We start from the raw sequence: 17,488 nt of genomic DNA, 5'->3' as shown, positions 1-17,488 counted from the left end.
ATGAAGAAGGGGGCTGTCCCCCAAGCCTGCACCAGACTTGGGGAACAGCCCCGATGAATAGCGTGAAACCCGGAACAACCGTAATTACGCTTCATCCACAAAGAGCGAAACCTTTTCAAACCCGGCATCGGAAATGCGGATCAATCCCGTATCAGAGATATGCAGGGTCGGGATAACGACCAGTGCGAGCAGCGAGAGCGTCATGAAGGCGTAGTTCATCGTGCAGCCCGCTTTTACCAGGGCATGGCTGATCTCCTGTGATTGCTTGACGACTGTCTCATAGGGCTCTGTCGACATCAGGCCGGCGAGGCGCAGCGGCAGTTTCACCAGTTCGCCGTCAGCGGTTGCAACCGCGATGCCGCCCTGCATGTCAATCACCGAATTGGCCGCTTTGGCCATGAGCGCATCATCATTGCCGATGACAAGCAGGTTGTGGCTGTCGTGGGCGACGGTCATGGCGATGGCCGCCGGTTGATTGAACCCGACATTGCCGACATTGCCGACGATGCCGATAGCCGAGCCACCTGTTTTCCCGTGGCGCTCGAACAGGGCCATTTTGCACAGGGTGCTCTCCGGAGTCACTTGCAGCTTGCCGTCCCTGACGGCTACATCGATGATTCTTTCTTCCGTCTCTACGTGATTTTCTCTCACTTCGGCAACACGCGTCTTGATCATGCCCGACTGAATGGGCGTCTTGATCTCGAAGTCGGAAGGGGCAAGTTTCTTCGCAATCTTCACGGAGTTGACAGCGTAATAAGGGTAGGGGAAAGGCGCCAGGTCAATCGTCATCTTGCCGTTCTCCGCTACCACTTCGCCGCGGGCAATCGTCATTACGACGTTTACATCGGCCAGATTGCCATCCAGCAAAATAATATCGGCGATCGTTCCCGGTGTCACAGAACCTACGTCTCTTGCGACGCCAAACCGCTCGGCGGTGTTGATCGTCGCCATCTGGAAGGCGGTCACGGGCTTGACTCCCTGAGAAATCGCGTGTCTGACGATAAAATTCATATGCCCTTCCTCTTTCAAGGAATCGCAGATCCGGTCATCGGACACAAGCAGCATCCGGCGTGAATCAAGGCCCTGTTCGGTATGCGCTTTGATGGTGGCGGCAACGTCATGCCAGGCCGAACCGCGGCGCATTTTGGCATACATCCCCAGCCTTACGCGCGCAGCGACATCTTCCGCTGTGACGCACTCGTGGCAGCCTGATACCCCTGCTGCGGCATAGGCGGCAAGTCTCGGATCACCCGCAGGCCAGGTGTAGTGGCCGTCGACGACTCTGCCCGCGCGCAGCGTCGCTTGAATCTCCCCGATCATTTTCAGATCGCCGTATACGACACCGGGGAAATTCATAACCTCTCCCAATGCGATCATATCAGGTCCCCAAGTCAGCGCCTCGGCTACCTCTGCCGGCCCGAATTCCGCCCCGGAAGTTTCAAACTCGGAATTGGTTGACGGTACGCAGGAGGCTACTTGCATGTACGCGGCCATCGGCGTTTGTCTGGCTTCTTCCAGCATCATTCGCAGGCCGGGCAGGCCGAGTACGTTGGATATCTCATGGGCATCGAAGAAGCCGCCTGTCGTTCCGAGCGGAAGCACTGCATTGGCAAATTGCGTTACCGATAGCATACTGCTTTCAATATGACAGTGCCCGTCCAACAGGCCGGGTGCGATGTACTTTCCTTCGGCATCTATGACTTGCGTTGTCTCTCCGATCATTTCCTCTGCGTCGGGACCGACATAAGCGATTCGGGTACCAACTACAGCTACGGAGGTACGGGGCAGGATTTCGCCAGATACCACATTTACCAGGGTGCCATTGCGGATATAGAGGGTAGCCTTTTTTTCTCCTCTCGCAAAAGCTACGAGATCAGGAAGACAATCCGCCAGTTGAGGTCTTGCAAATGTGGCTGCAGCTTGCGTCATTTCATGATTCCACCTTTGAAAATAAATTTACGTTCTATGTTACACAAATGATAGAAAAGAAACTAGTTCTCCTTTTGCCAATCTTGTTCAACAACAAAAAAACGGGGCTCGCTTGGCCCCGGTCTCAGACTTATCAGACTTATGCGGCTAGTCAGGCACCTTTTCGTGTACAGGGAAGTGGCATGATACCAGGTGCCCTTCAGCGTGAGACTGCAAAACAGGCGGTTTGCTGCGGCATATCTCCTGGACATGCGGGCAGCGGGTGTGAAAATGGCATCCGGCAGGCGGATTGGCTGGATTCGGCAGATCTCCCTGCAGGATGATCCGCTCTTTTCGCTTCGTCGGATCAGGTACGGGTACGGCGGCCAACAGGGCCTGGGTATACGGGTGCAGCGGATTTGCAAAGAGAGAGTCGCGATCGGCCAGCTCCACGATCTTGCCCAGGTACATGACGGCGATGCGGTCGCTGATATGCTTGACGGCCGGCAGTCCGTGGGCGATGAAGATGTAGGTGAGCTGAAGCTCTTTTTGCAGCTTCTTCAACAGATTGAGAATTTGCGATTGAATCGAAACATCCAATGCAGAGACCGGCTCGTCGCAGATGATCAGCTTGGGATTGAGGGCAAGCGCCCGGGCAATGCCGATCCGCTGCCTTTGGCCGCCGGAAAATTCGTGGGGGTGCCGATGCAGGTGGTGCTCGCCGAGACCGACGAGGTGAAGCAGCTCCGCGACTCTTTGCGTCAGCTCCGCCCCCTTGTGCAGGCCGTGTACTTTCAACGGTTCGGCTATGATGTCCGCCACTCTCATGCGGGGATTGAGTGAAGAGTAGGGATCCTGAAAGATGATTTGCAGATCGCGGCGAGTCCTGCGCACCTCTTCCTTCGATAGGGCTGACAAATTTCGTCCTTCAAACCAGATTTCCCCTTCTGTAGGCTCCAACAACTGCATGATGAGCTGTCCCGCCGTTGATTTGCCGCAGCCCGATTCCCCGACGATGCCCAGCGTCTCGCCGCGGTATACGGTGAAATCCAGCCCGTCGACCGCGCGGACGTGGCCGACCTGACGGGAGAAGGGCCCTCGTTTGAACGGAAAGTACTTTTTTAACCCTTTGACTTCAAGGAGAGGCTGAGCGGACTTTCTGGTTTGGTTCATAGCGTATTCCTCCCTCCTCTGCATAGAAACAGCGGGCCAAGTGGCCGGAACCCACTTTGGTCAACTGCGGCTTCTGCCTTGTGCACTCTTCGCCGGCCAGCGGGCAGCGGGGATGAAACGAACAGCCGACGGGCATATCGAGCGGATTTGGCACCGTTCCGGAGATGGAGTCCAGCTCCTCGCGCTGTTCATCCAGCTTGGGCAGCGATCCGAGCAGCCCTTTCGTGTAGGGGTGCTTTGGCCGGGCAAACAGCTCAAAAACATCAGCTTCTTCCACGATCTCACCGGCGTACATCACCGCTACCCGGTCGGCCATCTCCGCAACGACGCCCAGGTCGTGGGTGATCAGGATTACGCCGGTGTCCCGTTCCTTGTTCAACTGCTTCATCAATTCCAGAATTTGCGCCTGAATCGTCACGTCCAGGGCCGTAGTTGGTTCGTCGGCGATGAGCAGGGCGGGGTGGCAGGCGAGGGCCATTGCGATCATCACCCGCTGCCGCATGCCTCCGGACAGCTGATGGGGGAAGCTGTCGACGATCTTTTCCGGCCGCGGGATTCCGACCCGCTCCAGCATTTCCACGCTTCGCTCCCTTGCTTGCTGCTTGCTCAGTCTCTGGTGCTGCCGGAATACTTCGCCAATCTGGTTGCCAATCGTAAAGACGGGATTGAGCGACGTCATCGGCTCCTGAAAAATCATCGAGATCTTATTGCCTCTCAGCCTGCGCATCGCTTTTTGGCTAAGGGTTGCCAGATTTTGTCCCTCAAACAGGATTTCGCCGCGTGCGATTTCACCCGGCGGGGAGATCAGCCCCATGATCGACAAGGAGGTGACGCTCTTGCCGCAGCCGGACTCCCCGACGATCGCGAGCGTCTCTCCTCGGGATACGGAAAAGGAGACGCCATTGACCGATGGGACAATCCCTTCTTCTGTCTTAAAATGGGTATGCAGGTTTTTTACCTCGAGCAGTTTTGCTTCCACTTGTCCCACCTCGCTACTTCCCATTTTGCTTCATGCGCGGATCCAGCACGTCGCGCAGCCAGTCGCCGAGGAAAATGATCCCCAGGACCGTCAGGGTAATCGCCAATCCCGGAAACGTGGCAATCCACCAACTGGTCGCGACATAATCCCTGCCGTCGCTGAGCATGCCGCCCCATGATACGGTAGGCGGCTGAATCCCCAGGCCAAGGAAACTCAGCGATGCCTCCAGGATGATCGTGGTCGCCACACTCAACGTCGAGATGACGATGAACGAGGAGACGACGTTGGGCAGGATGTGCGTGAAAATGATCCGGGCGTCGCGGGCTCCTACCGAGCGGGCAGCCCGGACAAAATCGCGCTCTTTGATGCTCAAGACTTCCCCGCGGACGATGCGGGCGTAGTTGGTCCAATTGGTGATGCCAAGCACCAGGATCAGGGTGACCAGACCGGGACCCAGTACAGACAAAATGACGAGTGTAAACAAAATATTGGGGATCGCCAGAAAGGCATCGACGATTCGCATGATCACCATGTCGATCCAGCCGCCGAAGTAGCCTGATACCAGTCCCAAAAACACACCGATCAGCCCGGCGATGATCACGGAGCAGATGCCGACCAAAAGCGACACCTGGGATCCGTAGATGATCCGGCTGAGGATATCGCGGCCCAAATTGTCAGTCCCGAGCGGAAAGTCGGGTTTTCCCCCTTCCAGCCACATGGGCGGCTTCAAACGCTGGGCTACATTCTGCTTGGCCGGATCCTGCGGAGCAAGCTGACCGGCGAAGACGGCCATGAAGGTGATGGCCACGATGATCAACAGGCCGAGCGTGCCTGTTTTGCTTTTCAGCAAGGAACGGACCCCGCGGCGCAGCTTGCCGGCCCGTCTGTTCGTCTGCTGCATGGGGACGGAAGCGGCAGGCGTTTCCAATGATGCAGACATGCAGGTTCACCTCCGGATTATCTTCAGATGAAAAGATTCGCTTCTAGTTGTACTTGATCCGCGGATCGAGGAAGCGGTAGAGCAGGTCGGCCAACAGGTTGCTGATGATGACCAACAGGGCGATGACGAAGACGGCAGCCTGGACGATGGCCATGTCGCGGGTATTTACCGCTTGAATGATCAACTGCCCCATGCCCGGCCAGGAGAAGATCGTTTCGGTGATCAGCGTGCCGCCGATCAAAACGGAGGTCTGCAGGGCCATGATCGTGACGACGGGGATGAGCGAGTTGCGAAAAGCGTGCTTGTAAATGACCAGCATCTCCATCAGCCCCTTGCTTCTGGCGGTGCGAATGTAGTCTTGTCCCAATATCTCCAGCAGGCTGGAGCGGATTAAGCGGGTCATCTCGGCGGCAATGCCGGTGCCGAGAGTGATGGCCGGCAGGATCAGGTGCTTGAACGAACCGTGCCCAGACACGGGCAGGGTTTTCCATTTGACGGCAAACAGCAAAATCAGCATAATGCCTAGCCAGAAACTGGGCATCGCTTTCCCCAGCACCGCACCGCCGGTGACAAAAACGTCCAGAATGGAGTTGCGCTTGGTTGCCGACCAAATGCCCAGCGGGATGGAGATGACTGTCGCGACGAGCATCGCGGCGATGGCCAACTCAAAGCTCGCTGGCAGCCGTTCCAAGACGATGGGCAGTGCGGGCTGATTGTAGCGAAACGACGTGCCGAAATCCCCTTGCAGGAGATTGCCCATAAACTTGAGGTACTGGATATGCATCGGCTGATCCAGGCCAAGTGCTTTGGTAAGAATCTCGCGGTCCTCGTCCGTTGCCGTGTCAGAGAGCATCAACGATACCGGATCGCCCGTGACGTGCATCAGGGAAAAGACGATCAGGGTGATGAGAAACATGACCGGGATAAATTGCAGGAGCGCCTTGACGATGTACTGCCTCACGGTTTCACCTCCACAGGATGCTTGTAATGAAGAGGGGCCTCACCATAGAGATAGAGACCCCTTTTGTTTCGGAGAAAATCCTATTTTAACGTGATTTCATCGGCGAACAGCATTTCATCCAGCCGAGGTTCAAAATTGATCCGATCGCTCACCCCGAAGTTGGCGTTGGTCTGGAACAGATAGATCACCGGGCGGTCTTCCGCGACGATTCTCTGCACCTTTTGGTATTGCTCCGCCCGTTCATCCGGGTTCATGTTGGTTTCTGCTTCATCGAGCAGCTTGTCTACCTCGGGATTGTTGTAATCGGTCTCTCCCTTTGCCCGCTCGCTGTAGATCCGGTCAAATGCCAGCGAAGCGTCGAACATGGAGTTGGCGTAAGCGATCATGAACACTTCGCCAAAAGTCTTGCCCTTGTACTTCTCGTTAAATTTGCTCCATTCCAAAAACTCCAGCTTTACCTTGATGCCGACTTCCCCCAGCATAGCTGCGATCAATTCGGCTGTCTCCTTGTCTTTCAGGTAACGGCCGCTCGGAGAGCTCATCGTGATCTCCAGCCCGCCCGGATGGCCTGCTTCCGCCAGCAGCTGCTTGGCCCGTTCAGGGTCGTACAGTTGTTTCCCGTACAGGTCGGGGTCAGCGCCGAAGTTGCCGGGTGTGACGCGGGTTCGGGTGATGGTTCCGCCGCCGCCAAGGAGGTTGTCGACGATCGCCTGCTTGTCGATCGAAAGTTCGATGGCTTCCCGGACCTTGGGGTCGGCGGTCGCTGTTCCGGCAGTCATGCGCAGCGTCAACTGCATGACCCGCTGCGTCGGACCGGTAGCGGTGTGTGTGCCCTGGTTGTCATCGATGCGCTGCATATCGGTAGGAGGGATGTTGACGGCCAGGTCGACGCCTCCGGTCAAGAGCTCGGCGACGCGGGTCGAATCTTCCGGAATGGCGCGGAAGATCAGCTTGTCCCACTTGGGCTTGTCCCCGAAGTAATCGTCGTTTTTCACCAGGATCAGGCGGTCAGCCTTCTTCCACTCAGAGAACTTGTAGGGACCTGTGCCGACCGGATGGTTGAGAAATTCATCCCAGCCTTTTTCCTTGATGTACTTGGAAGGGAGCATTCCGGAACCGAGCCGGGAGAGCCGGTTGAGCATTACGGGCTGCGGTCCGTCCGTAATGATGTCGACGGTGTGGTCGTCGATGATTTTCACCTCTTTGATCTGTTTGTAGTTGCCGTACTCCAGGAGAGTATTGTCTCTGGCAGCCCGCTCCAGGGTGAATTTGACGTCAGCGGCTGTAAACGGATCACCGTTGTGGAATTTGACCCCTTCCCGCAGCTTGAAGCGCCAGGTGGTCGGATCGGTGTTTTCCCACGAAACCGCCAGGTCAGGCTGTATTTGCTGGCTGCGGTCTTTCTTCACCAGGTAGTTGAACATGTTGACGTGGACTGCTTCGGTGGAGGTATTGTTGTGGTTGTGAATGTCAAAGGATTCGATGTCGTTCCCGCTCGCGATCGTCAGTACCTTTTCGCCTGACGATGCCGTATCGCCGCCGGTCTGTGCTGGCGGCTGTTCTGTCGTCGTCTGCGGCGCCGAAGAGCTTGTACAGCCGGCGAGCAGCCCGGACAGCGCCAGAAACACCGCCAATCCAATTGATGCCAAACGTTTCACGTTGTGATCCCCCTTTTGGTAAACTCAAGTGCCATCGCGGACAGCAGTGCAGCGCCGATGGGAAGCGCTTCTTCGTCTAGATCGAACATGGGGTGGTGCAGCGGGTAGACGGCGTTTTTCTCCGGATTGCCCACCCCCAGGCGGAAAAAGACGCCCGGCACGTGATGGGTGTAATAGGAAAAGTCTTCGCCGCCCATGGAAGGTTCGACGATTTTGGAGCTGCCTTCGCCAAGCAGTCGATCAGCGGTCCCAAGTGCCAGGTCCACCATCCGGTCGTCATTGATGACAGACGGGTAGCCAAACTCGTAAGCCAGCTCGTACGAGGCCCCAAGCGCTCCTGTCACGCCGCCCACCACCTGCTCGATCAGCTTCGGCATCTGCTCGCGAAGCTTGGGGTTGAGCGTTCTGACGGTTCCGATCAGTTCCACTTCGGCAGCGATGACGTTGGCGGCGGTTCCGCCTTGAATCTTGCCGATCGTGATCACGACCGGGTCGAGCGGGTCGACGAAGCGGCTGGGAATATGCTGCAGGGCGGAGATCACTTCGGCTGTCGCTGTGATGGCATCGATCGCCTGGTGGGGACGGGCGGCGTGGCCGCTGTTGCCGATCACCTTGATCCGCAGCGTATCCGCGGCCGCGCAGCCGACGCCCCGCACCGCCGTGATCTGGCCGACGGGAACGCCCGGAAAGACGTGCAGGCCGGCCATGGCCTGGATCTGAAAGTCGCTTAGCAGGCCGTCATTGATCATTTCCTGGGCGCCTCCCTGATCTTCCTCTGCAGGCTGGAAGACGAAGACAATATTTCCCTGCTCGGGCCGGAAGTGCCGGGACAAGAGCTTGGCTGCTCCCATCAGGATGCTGGTGTGGGCGTCGTGGCCGCAGGCGTGCATCTTGCCGGGGATGGCGGACTTGTACGGGACGGTCTTCTGATCCTGTATCGGCAGGGCATCCATATCGGCTCGAAGGCCAATCGTCGGCCCGGGAGCCGATCCGCGAAGCACGCCGACGACGCCGGTGCGGCCTACGCCCCGTTTCACTTCCAGCCCCAGCTCCGTCAGATGGTCGGCGACGATCTGCGATGTGCGCGTCTCTTGAAAGGCAAGTTCAGGATGCAGGTGAAAATCGCGCCGCCAACGAACGATTTCCTCCTGCAGCGCTCTTGCTTTGTCCAGGATTTGCTCCAATGTTCATCCCCCTGTTCGCTTACGGTTGATGGGCGAAGCCCTCGATAATGGCAGCGATGTGTTTGATTCCCTGGATGTAGTCGTCGATGATGATATTTTCATTCGGAGCGTGATTGTTGGATGCAAAATGGCCGACTCCGACTGAGACTGCGGGGATGCCGAGGCTTTGGCAGAGTATGTACATGGGTCCGGTGCCGGGTGACATGGGCATGATCGTGGGTTCCAGCCCGTAAACCTGTCTGGCGGTGTCGATAACGGCCCGGGTCAACGGGTTGTCAAGCGGGGTGCGTGCAGGGTGTTCCAGCGAAAAGGGTTCCAGCTCAATGTCAGGGAAGCCCCTCTCGTCCAGATGCCGGCGCAGCAATCGCAGGATTTCATGCGGGTCCTGGTCCGGAACGAGGCGGAAATCCAGTTTGACACGGGCTTCGGAAGGCAGTACGGTCTTGGAACCGGGACCGGTATACCCCGATTCGATGCCGCATATGGTACAGGTAGGCTGGAAGATTAACTTTTCTTTTAGCGGAATGCCGGACAAATTCAGGAGGAACGATTTCAGGCCGAGCTGCTCCAGGGTGTTCGCCTCATCGTAGATCATGTTTTGCAGCAGTTCATTGTCGTGTTCGGACAACTCTGCCACCTTGTCGTAGAACCCTTTTATCCGGATTTGTTCGTCGGGAGTTTTCAATGTGGCTAACGCCCACAACAGGCGCCATGCGGGGTTCTCGATAATCGCCGCATTGGCGGAATGCAGGTCGGTGTTGGCCCCGCGGCAGATCAGCTCCACGTAGCACATCCCTTTTACGCCGAGGCTGACCTGCGGCCGACCATCGGCGTTTTTATAGCCGAACTCCCAGAGGCATCCGTCTGCTTGCAGCAGCTCGCGGTGCTTGTCCACAAATTCGGGCAGACAGACACTCCCGATTTCCTCTTCGCCTTCGACGATAAATTTGATGCCGATCGGCAGTTTGCCGCGCACCTGCAGGAAAGCGTGCACAGCCGCAAGCCGGGCGATCAGGTTGCCTTTGTTGTCGGCGACACCGCGGGCGTACATCCGACCATCCCTGATCTCTGCGGCAAACGGGGGAGAATCCCACAGTTCAAGCGGATCTTCCGGCTGTACGTCGTAATGGTTGTAAAAAGAGAGGGTCCTCTTGCCGCTTCCGGCAAACTGGCCGTAGACGACCGGGTATCCGGATGTCCCGATCTGCCTGGTTTCGCCGCCTGTATCTCGAATCATCCGCTCCACCATCGCGGCTGTCTCCTTCATGCCGCGGTTCTGGGCGGCGACGCTCGGCTGGCGGCAGAGCTCTTGCAGCCACTTGATATACGTTTCCTGGTTCTGATCGATGAAAGAAAATACGTCCTGCATGGGGTCCCTCCCTTTTGGGAAATATTCCGAAAGGCTTACTCAAAACTATAAATTACGCAGAATACAATGTCAATTTTGAAAATTCAAATATGAAATATAATTCTTGCGAAATGCAGGGAGGAAAAGGAGAAGGGTGGCCGAATTTTTTTGTAATTGAGAACATTTCCCTAAATATTCCCATTTGAAAAAAGTCATGTGAAGAAGGAGTTCCTCGTTATGTCCAGAAACATTCAACAACTGACAGACCAGCTGTATCCTGCGCTGATCGAGTGGAGGCGGGACTTTCACAAGCACGCGGAGTCGGGGTGGGTGGAGTTCCGCACAGCAAGCAAGGTAGCGGCCAAGCTGCACGAATGGGGCTACAATGTACAGGCAGGAGCCAAGGTCGTAAAGGGAGAAGCCAGAATGGGTGTGCCGGCGCCGGATTATCTGGCGGAGCAGGAGCAGCGGGCGATTTCGCAGGGGGCAGAGGTTGAGTGGCTGCCGTATCTGTCCGGCGGGTTTACCGGTGTCGTCGGGACTTTGGAGACGGGCCGGCCGGGGCCAACGGTGGCTTTTCGCGTCGATATGGACGCCTTGGATATAGCCGAGTCGACTGATCCGTCCCACTTTCCAAGCGCAAAGGGATTTCGTTCGATCAACCCCAGGATGATGCACGCCTGCGGCCACGATGCCCATACCGCAATTGGCTTGGGACTGGCCCGGCTGCTGACGCAGCTCAAAGACGAGCTCGTCGGCCGGATCAAACTCATCTTTCAGCCCGCCGAGGAGGGGGTCAGGGGAGCCAAGGCAATGGTGGAAGCAGGGGTGACAGATGATGTGGACATCTTCTTTGCTGCCCACGTCGGCTGTGGTATGCCGCTCGGCAGTGTGGTCTGCGGGGCGGAAGGCTACCTGGCGACGACAAAAGTAGATGTGGAGTATAGAGGTGTCGCGTCACATGCCGGGAGCAAACCGGAGAAGGGGAAAAATGCCCTGCTCGCTGCGGCAGCGGCTGTCCTTAACCTGCACGCCATTTCCCGGCACGGAGCAGGGGCTTCGCGAATCAACGTCGGCGTGCTGAACGCAGGCAGCGGACGCAATGTCATCCCCCATCTTGCTTCCTTCAAGCTGGAGACCAGGGGCGACACAGACGAGATTAACGACTACATATTGGAGCAGGCACTGCAAGTGATCAGGGGCGCAGCCGTCATGTACGGGGTTTCGGAGAAGGTGGAGATCGTCGGCAAGGCGGGCAGCGCCGTCTCCAGCTCTTCGCTGATCCCCTTTATTCGTTCCCAGGCCGAAAAAGTGGCAGAAGTTAGGACGATTCTGGATAGGCATCACTCCGGCGGCTCGGAAGACGCGACATACTTCATCAACCGGGTGCAGGAACACGGCGGGCTGGCCGCTTATCTCGTCTTCGGCACAACATTGGCTGCCGGTCATCACAACGAAAAGTTCGACATTGACGAGCAGGTCTTGAAAATCGCAGTAAAAACGCTGGCTTACTGCGCACTTCACGCCGGTGAGCTGCAAAGAGAAGAAAACGCATAGGAGGATGTGTAAAAGATGGCGGACATTTTAAGCTATTTGCAAGCAAACCAGCAACATATGCTAGCCGACCTGGAGTCCGTGGTAAAGGCGGAATCGCCGTCGAACGACAAGGAGCAGGTGGATCGCTGCGGGGCTGTCTTGCAATCCCTCTTCCAATCCCGTCTCGGTGTGGACGGAGAGGTCATCCCGCAGACCAAGACAGGGGATCATCTCCGCTTTGCCTACGGCGATGGAGATCATCAGATCCTGATTACCACTCACTTCGATACGGTTTGGGATGTCGGGCGCCTGAATTATCGCGTAGAGGGCAACAAAGCCTACGGCCCGGGGATCTTCGACATGAAAGGCGGCATCATTCAATCCCTCTGGGCGCTGAAGGCTTGCCGCGACCTGGGTATCCCGTTGGACCATAAAATCGTCTTCCTCTGCACCAGTGACGAGGAGATCGGCAGCGGCACATCGCGGGACCTGATCGAACAGGAAGCCTTAAAAAGCCAGGTTGTATTGGTCCCCGAACCGGCGGTGGCCGAGACCGGTGCGCTGAAGACCGCCCGCAAAGGCGTCGGCAGCTTTGTCATCAAGCTCAGAGGCAGGGCTTCACACGCCGGCAACCACCACGAAGACGGGATTAGCGCCGTCGATGAAATGGCCCGTCAAATCTTGTTCTTGCACAGCTTGACGGACTACTCCAAAGGTACGACGCTGAACGTCGGAATCGCACACGGGGGAAATCGCGTCAACGTCGTCGCAGAACAGGCGGAACTGCACGTCGATTTGCGGGTGACCAGCCTGGCCGAAGCGGAGCGGATCAGCAGCCTCATCCAGGCAGCCAAGCCGCAGCGGGAAGGCATCATCATGACAGTGGAAGGCGGCATCGAACGGCCGCCGATGGAGCGTACGGCCGGAGTGGGGCGGCTCTTTCACCTGGCGGCAGAAGCGGCGGGCGAGCTGGGGTTTGCCTTGACGGAAGCGGCGGTCGGAGGCGGCAGCGACGGGAACTTCACTTCTGCTTTGGGAATTCCTACGCTGGATGGACTGGGGGCAGTCGGCGACGGACCGCATGCGGAATACGAGCACGTGCGGATCGATCAGCTTCCGATCAGGGCCGCCCTGTTCGCCAAACTGCTCGCGAAGTTATGAGGCAACGAAAAAAGCTCCCGTAAAAGGGAGCGAAGGGGGCAGGCGGAGTCTATAATTAAACGGCTTTGATGTGGTAGAACGAAAATTGGATGCGGGCTGCCAACGCCTGCGATTTGCTAATGGCGAGTTCCCTTGCTTTAGAGGCTGCATCAAACATGCTGTTGGCCTTGATGGTTTCAATCCACTGTTTTGACTTGGTCTCAAATAGGAACTTGTAAGTACGCATATTATCGACCCTTTCTTCATTCTGTCGTTCCACTTACTATTATGAGGCTAAGATGTTAATCATGTGCTGATGTTTGTTAACGAACGGTGAAGAAATCTTGGCGTATTTTTGAACAAACCTGGATTTGCAGTGCCCTTCTGCACGTTTTGTTCATATGACTATAAAAAGGGCCACCTCGATTGATTGTCTGTCTGTGAAAAAGCCGATTTCCGAAAAAGGAGTCGGCTGCTTTTTTTATTGCATAAGGAACGGCCAATTGGCAAATTCTACAATCAAATGAGCAGAGGGAAAGGAAGAACTGCGAGTGTCTTTTTGGTCGAAGATTGGCAGATTGTTCACCGTTGATGATACCATTCTGGACGAAGATTTTTACTTGACGCCCACCAATGAAGAGGCTCAGAAATACTCGAACGAAGAACTTGGAGTTCCTCCCGAGGAGAAAAAGCAGGGTAACAAAAAACGCATTAAGACGATTCGCGAACTGCAGAAAAAGCCGGACACCAGAAGCCTGGATTCCCCACAGGTCTTCTCCGATATCTCCCTCAACAAGAAAAGGATTGAAAGAGACTTTTATTTGCCAAAAAACTCGGACATCGTCGTTCGCGAATTTTGGATTCCGCTTCATCCGCCGATCGAGGCGATGATTGTTTTTACAGAAGGACTCGTAGACAGCAAAGTGATCAACAACAACATTCTGGAACCGCTTATGATGCTGGCTGCGCTTCCCGAAGAGAAACGGGACAATTCCCGTTTTCAGATGATCAAGAACACCCTTTTGCCCGGCAATCAGGTGATGCAGTACGAGAGATGGGAGGACGTGAAGAAAAATATTTTGGCCGGGTCAACCGCTGTGTTTGTAGATGGTGTTGACGTGGCGTTTTTGGTTGAGACAAAGGGCTGGGAACACCGCAACGTCTCCGATTCCAAGGCAGAGGCAGCCATCCGCGGTCCGCATGATGCCTTTACGGAAAATCTGCGGACCAATACGGGTCTGGTCCGTTCGCGGCTGCGCACGGAACACCTGATCACGGAAATGACACAGGTGGGAAAGCTGGCGCCGACAGATGTGGCGATCATGTACGTAAAAGGCATTGCCAATCCCAAATTGGTCAGCGAAGTGAAGCGGCGCATCAACGCAATCAAGGCTGATTTCCTGCAGGACAGCGGCGTGTTGGAACAGTACATCGAAGACCGCACCGCCCTGCTGATCCCAAAAATGACCTCTACGGAGCGGCCGGACCGGGTGGCAGCCTCTTTGGCGGAAGGGTTTGTCGCGGTGTTTGTCGGGCAAAGTTCATTTGCCTTGATCATGCCGACGATGATCTGGTCCATGATGCAGACGTCGGAGGATTACTACATGCGTTCTCCCATCGCCAGCGTCATCCGGGTGGGCCGCATCCTCTCCTTGATCATAGCCTTGCTGCTGCCGGCCCAGTACATCGCCATCGCCAATTACCATCCGGAGATGATCCCGACCGATTTGATGCTGGCCATTGCCGCCGCCAGAGAAAAGGTGCCGTTTCCGCTGATCTTCGAGGTAATCATGATGGAGTTCGGCATTGAACTGATCCTGGAGGCGGGGATCAGGATCCCCAACGTCATCGGACCGACGATCGGAATCGTCGGGGCGCTGATTCTGGGCGAAGCAGCCGTTCAGGCCAGGGTTGTCTCCCCGCTGTTGGTCATCGTCGTGGCGATTACTACTCTCGCTACATTTACCATGCCCAATACCGGCTTTGCACTCGGGATCAGGGTGCTCAGGTTTGGCTATGTCCTCCTGGCTTCTTTTTGGGGATTCTACGGCATTACCCTGGGAGTGATCGCCTTGCTCATGCAGTGGGCCTGCTCCAAATCGTTCGGTGTTCCCATCTTGTCTCCGATGGCCCCGTTTCAACCACCTGTCGGCGATACGATGGTGAGGGTAGAGCCGTATAAGGAAACACATCGGCCGAGTCCGCTCTTCACAGGAAGAGAACACAGGGAAAATACGATTACCCGCACCTGGGATCCTACCGTGCACGACTCCAGGGAAGCCCGGTCAGGCATGAAAGAGGAGCGCGATCAGGATGATTAAGACAGGCCATCTGGGCAAGGTAGAGCTATTCGCGTTGGTAACGATCAGCGGGATCGCGGACATTTTTTTGAGTGATCCCCAACAGTTTGCCGAAAATACCGGTACGGCTGCCTGGATGCCGCCGATCATTGCCATGTTGATTTGCATGGTGATCTGGGCGGTTATCGCGCCGGTGCTCACTGATTCGCACACCAATCAACCGCTAAAGACAGGCTGGCTGCGAGTTCCCATCCTGCTGTTGATCATTATCTATCTGGTCATAGACGCAGGGATTGAAACCAGACTGTTTACGGAAACAGTGGTGACAACGGTCCTGCCGCAGTCACCGCTGTCGTTTGTGCTCATCCCCTTTGTCCTGGTTACGTTTTACTGTACTTACAAGGGGGTTGAAGGTTTATCGCGAATCTCCTGGATCTTCTTTCCGATTGCGATCGGCGGAGTCATTTCGCTGCTGCTGCTGAACTGGAATTGGTATCGGCCTTATTACCTGCTTCCGCTTTGGGGCGACGGCATACCATCAGTGCTCAGCTACAGCCTTGTCGTAACGGGGCAATTTAATAATATATTGCTGCTGGTGATTTTGTCTCCTCTCCTGCATGATTCGCGGGACAGCAAAGCGATCGGGTATTGGAGCCTGATTATCATCGGCTTTTTTTATGCCGTAGTAACGCTTGTTTTTTTAATGGTGTTCCCGTATGAAGCTGCTTTGGAGAGCCCGTATCCGATGTACCAGTTGGGCAGGTTGGCGAGAATCGGGAGGTTTATCCAGCGCCTGGAATCCGGGTATGTCTTCATCTGGATCTCCATGGCCCTGATCAAGACAGCCATTGACATCTGGATCACTTCCTATCTGGTCGCCATCCTGTGCAAGATGCCGGTAAATCGTCCGCTCATCCCGGCGATCATGTTAATGGTTTACGTGCTGGCCTTTTATCCGAAAAACTTTCCAGAGACATTAAGCTGGTATATCATTGTCGTCATTAATTGGAGTTGGCTTGCGGTGATCACCTTGCCTGCCGCTTTGCTGCTGTGGGCCAGGCTGTGCAATCCTTTTACACGTGGGAGGTCTGCTCCAAGATGAATCCAAAGGTGCTTTGCCTTATTCCGGTTGTTGCATTGATGCCGTTTCTGCTCGGCGGGTGCTATGACAAAATTGAACTGGAAGAAGTAGCATTTGTCGCAGCCGTCGGCATCGATGAAGCACCGGACGACCACATCGACGTATCGATTCGCGTTTCCATACCGCGAAAGCTGGCAGGCCAGGAAGGAACAAGCGGCGGAAGCGGCGAGGAAGTGTTAAGCGGAGCGAAGCCAATTACCGTCAGAGCCAAGTCGATCATCGAGGCGATTACACTGCTGCAAACGAATATCGAACGCCGCCTCGACTTCAGCCACATGTCCCATATACTGTTCAGCGATTCCTTGGCGAGGAAAGGGTTGATCAAGCATTTGCGGCCCCTCAGCCGCTATCGTGAATTTCGCCGGACGATTACGATTTCCATCGTCAGAGGCGAGGTAAGGGAACTGCTGCTCATGGACAAGCCGATATTGGAACAGTCGGTTCACCGTTTAACCCTATCGACTAACGCTGTGATGAAGAATACCGGACAAGCATTTCCTGCCAGCTTGCACACCTTTATCTACATGATGGAGACAGCAACCGACGATCCCGTCGCCAGTGTCATTGCCGTAAACAAGGAGGCAGCAAAGGATGAAAAAAGCATCCCCCAAGACAAGAAGATGGCGTTTTTGGCCGGTGACATCGCGCGAGAGGGAGGGAATCCCGTCGATTTTGCCGGGACTGCCTTGTTTAGGGAGGACAAGCTGGTCGGAATGTTGGATACGAAAGAATCTAGAATGCTGACGATGATTCGGGGCGAAATGCCGCAGATCAAGTTTCACTTTACCGACCCCCTCAGAAAAAAAGAACTTGTCACCTTGGAGTTGAAATACGCCAAGCCGCCGAAACTGCAGGTGGACTTGAAGGCAAATCCGATCCGGATCCACCTCAGTGAAAAGCTGGAAGCTACGCTAATCGGCGTCCACAGCGAGGTGAATTACACGACTCCCAAAAATATCTCACTGCTGGAGAAACAGGTCAGCAAGGAACTGGAAAAAAGGCAGGTAGAACTGATGAAAAAGGTTTACCACACCCACCAGTGCGATCCGTTCGGGATCCTCTCGCGGTCCCGCGGACAGTTTGCCACAGTGGGGGAGATGCAACATTTTGATCGCAGGAATGCGTTTAAAAACGCGATCGTGAACGTGGACGTAAAGATAGAGATAAGGAGAATAGGCAGCGTGCTGCGCCCGGTACTGCCTAGGTAAGGAGGTGCGAAG

Annotated in this window: 14 protein-coding genes; 5 read left to right on the top strand and 9 right to left on the bottom strand. The window is 55.7% G+C overall.

Translation table 11 applies throughout. The features are described from left to right. Positions 1 to 84 precede the first annotated feature (84 nt). The 8 genes from HGBM_RS06875 to HGBM_RS06840 form a co-directional block, all read right to left on the bottom strand. Entirely contained in the window at positions 85 to 1,929 is a 1,845-nt protein-coding gene (locus HGBM_RS06875) for an adenine deaminase (RefSeq protein ID WP_019120357.1), read from the bottom strand. Positions 1,930 to 2,076: 147 nt separating this feature from the next. Continuing rightward, on the bottom strand, positions 2,077 to 3,081 hold the full coding sequence (locus HGBM_RS06870) for an ABC transporter ATP-binding protein (protein ID WP_019120356.1): 1,005 nt from the start codon (positions 3,079 to 3,081) through the stop codon (positions 2,077 to 2,079). Continuing rightward, on the bottom strand, positions 3,044 to 4,060 hold the full coding sequence (locus tag HGBM_RS26845) for an ABC transporter ATP-binding protein (protein WP_019120355.1): 1,017 nt from the start codon (positions 4,058 to 4,060) through the stop codon (positions 3,044 to 3,046). Before HGBM_RS26845 ends, HGBM_RS06870 begins: the two co-directional genes overlap by 38 nt. 13 nt (positions 4,061 to 4,073) lie before the next feature. Beyond that, positions 4,074 to 5,000 (bottom strand): ABC transporter permease, encoded by a 927-nt coding sequence (locus tag HGBM_RS06860; RefSeq protein WP_019120354.1) that lies wholly within the window; start codon positions 4,998 to 5,000, stop codon positions 4,074 to 4,076. Between the two features lie 43 nt (positions 5,001 to 5,043). Further along, positions 5,044 to 5,961 (bottom strand): ABC transporter permease, encoded by a 918-nt coding sequence (locus HGBM_RS06855; RefSeq protein ID WP_019120353.1) that lies wholly within the window; start codon positions 5,959 to 5,961, stop codon positions 5,044 to 5,046. A gap of 80 nt (positions 5,962 to 6,041) precedes the next feature. Then, on the bottom strand, positions 6,042 to 7,619 hold the full coding sequence (locus tag HGBM_RS06850; RefSeq protein ID WP_019120352.1) for an ABC transporter substrate-binding protein: 1,578 nt from the start codon (positions 7,617 to 7,619) through the stop codon (positions 6,042 to 6,044). Further along, a complete protein-coding gene (locus HGBM_RS06845) occupies positions 7,616 to 8,803 on the bottom strand; it encodes a M20 metallopeptidase family protein (RefSeq protein ID WP_019120351.1) in 1,188 nt (395 codons plus the stop codon). Before HGBM_RS06845 ends, HGBM_RS06850 begins: the two co-directional genes overlap by 4 nt. A 19-nt stretch (positions 8,804 to 8,822) precedes the next feature. Further along, positions 8,823 to 10,172, bottom strand: coding sequence for a M20 family metallopeptidase (locus tag HGBM_RS06840; RefSeq protein ID WP_019120350.1), 1,350 nt, complete (start codon positions 10,170 to 10,172; stop codon positions 8,823 to 8,825). A 216-nt stretch (positions 10,173 to 10,388) separates the two neighbouring features. Between HGBM_RS06840 and HGBM_RS06830 the strand changes: the two genes are divergently transcribed. Together HGBM_RS06830 and HGBM_RS06825 are read left to right on the top strand one after the other, a co-directional pair. Next, positions 10,389 to 11,708 carry an amidohydrolase gene (locus HGBM_RS06830; protein ID WP_019120348.1) on the top strand — a complete coding sequence of 440 codons (1,320 nt, stop codon included), beginning with the start codon at positions 10,389 to 10,391 and terminating at the stop codon, positions 11,706 to 11,708. 15 nt (positions 11,709 to 11,723) lie between these two features. Continuing rightward, positions 11,724 to 12,848, top strand: coding sequence for a M20 family metallopeptidase (locus tag HGBM_RS06825; protein WP_019120347.1), 1,125 nt, complete (start codon positions 11,724 to 11,726; stop codon positions 12,846 to 12,848). A gap of 55 nt (positions 12,849 to 12,903) precedes the next feature. Here HGBM_RS06825 and HGBM_RS31060 read toward each other — a convergent pair whose 3' ends face one another. Then, entirely contained in the window at positions 12,904 to 13,074 is a 171-nt protein-coding gene (locus tag HGBM_RS31060) for a hypothetical protein (RefSeq protein ID WP_019120346.1), read from the bottom strand. A 304-nt stretch (positions 13,075 to 13,378) separates the two neighbouring features. Between HGBM_RS31060 and HGBM_RS06815 the strand changes: the two genes are divergently transcribed. Genes HGBM_RS06815 through HGBM_RS06805 form a run of 3 tightly spaced genes read left to right on the top strand, consistent with a single transcriptional unit; the run spans position 13,379 to position 17,476 of the window. Further along, on the top strand, positions 13,379 to 15,148 hold the full coding sequence (locus HGBM_RS06815; protein ID WP_019120345.1) for a spore germination protein: 1,770 nt from the start codon (positions 13,379 to 13,381) through the stop codon (positions 15,146 to 15,148). Continuing rightward, entirely contained in the window at positions 15,141 to 16,229 is a 1,089-nt protein-coding gene (locus tag HGBM_RS06810) for a GerAB/ArcD/ProY family transporter (RefSeq protein WP_019120344.1), read from the top strand. Before HGBM_RS06815 ends, HGBM_RS06810 begins: the two co-directional genes overlap by 8 nt. Further along, a complete protein-coding gene (locus tag HGBM_RS06805) occupies positions 16,226 to 17,476 on the top strand; it encodes a Ger(x)C family spore germination protein (RefSeq protein ID WP_019120343.1) in 1,251 nt (416 codons plus the stop codon). The genes HGBM_RS06810 and HGBM_RS06805 overlap by 4 nt, the downstream gene beginning before the upstream one ends. The last annotated feature ends 12 nt before the right edge of the window (positions 17,477 to 17,488 follow it).

It is taken from the genome of Brevibacillus massiliensis (genome assembly GCF_000311785.1).
Taxonomy (GTDB): domain Bacteria; phylum Bacillota; class Bacilli; order Brevibacillales; family Brevibacillaceae; genus Brevibacillus_C; species Brevibacillus_C massiliensis.
Note: the sequence above shows the minus strand (reverse complement) of the source record. Positions and strands in the feature narration are given on the sequence as shown.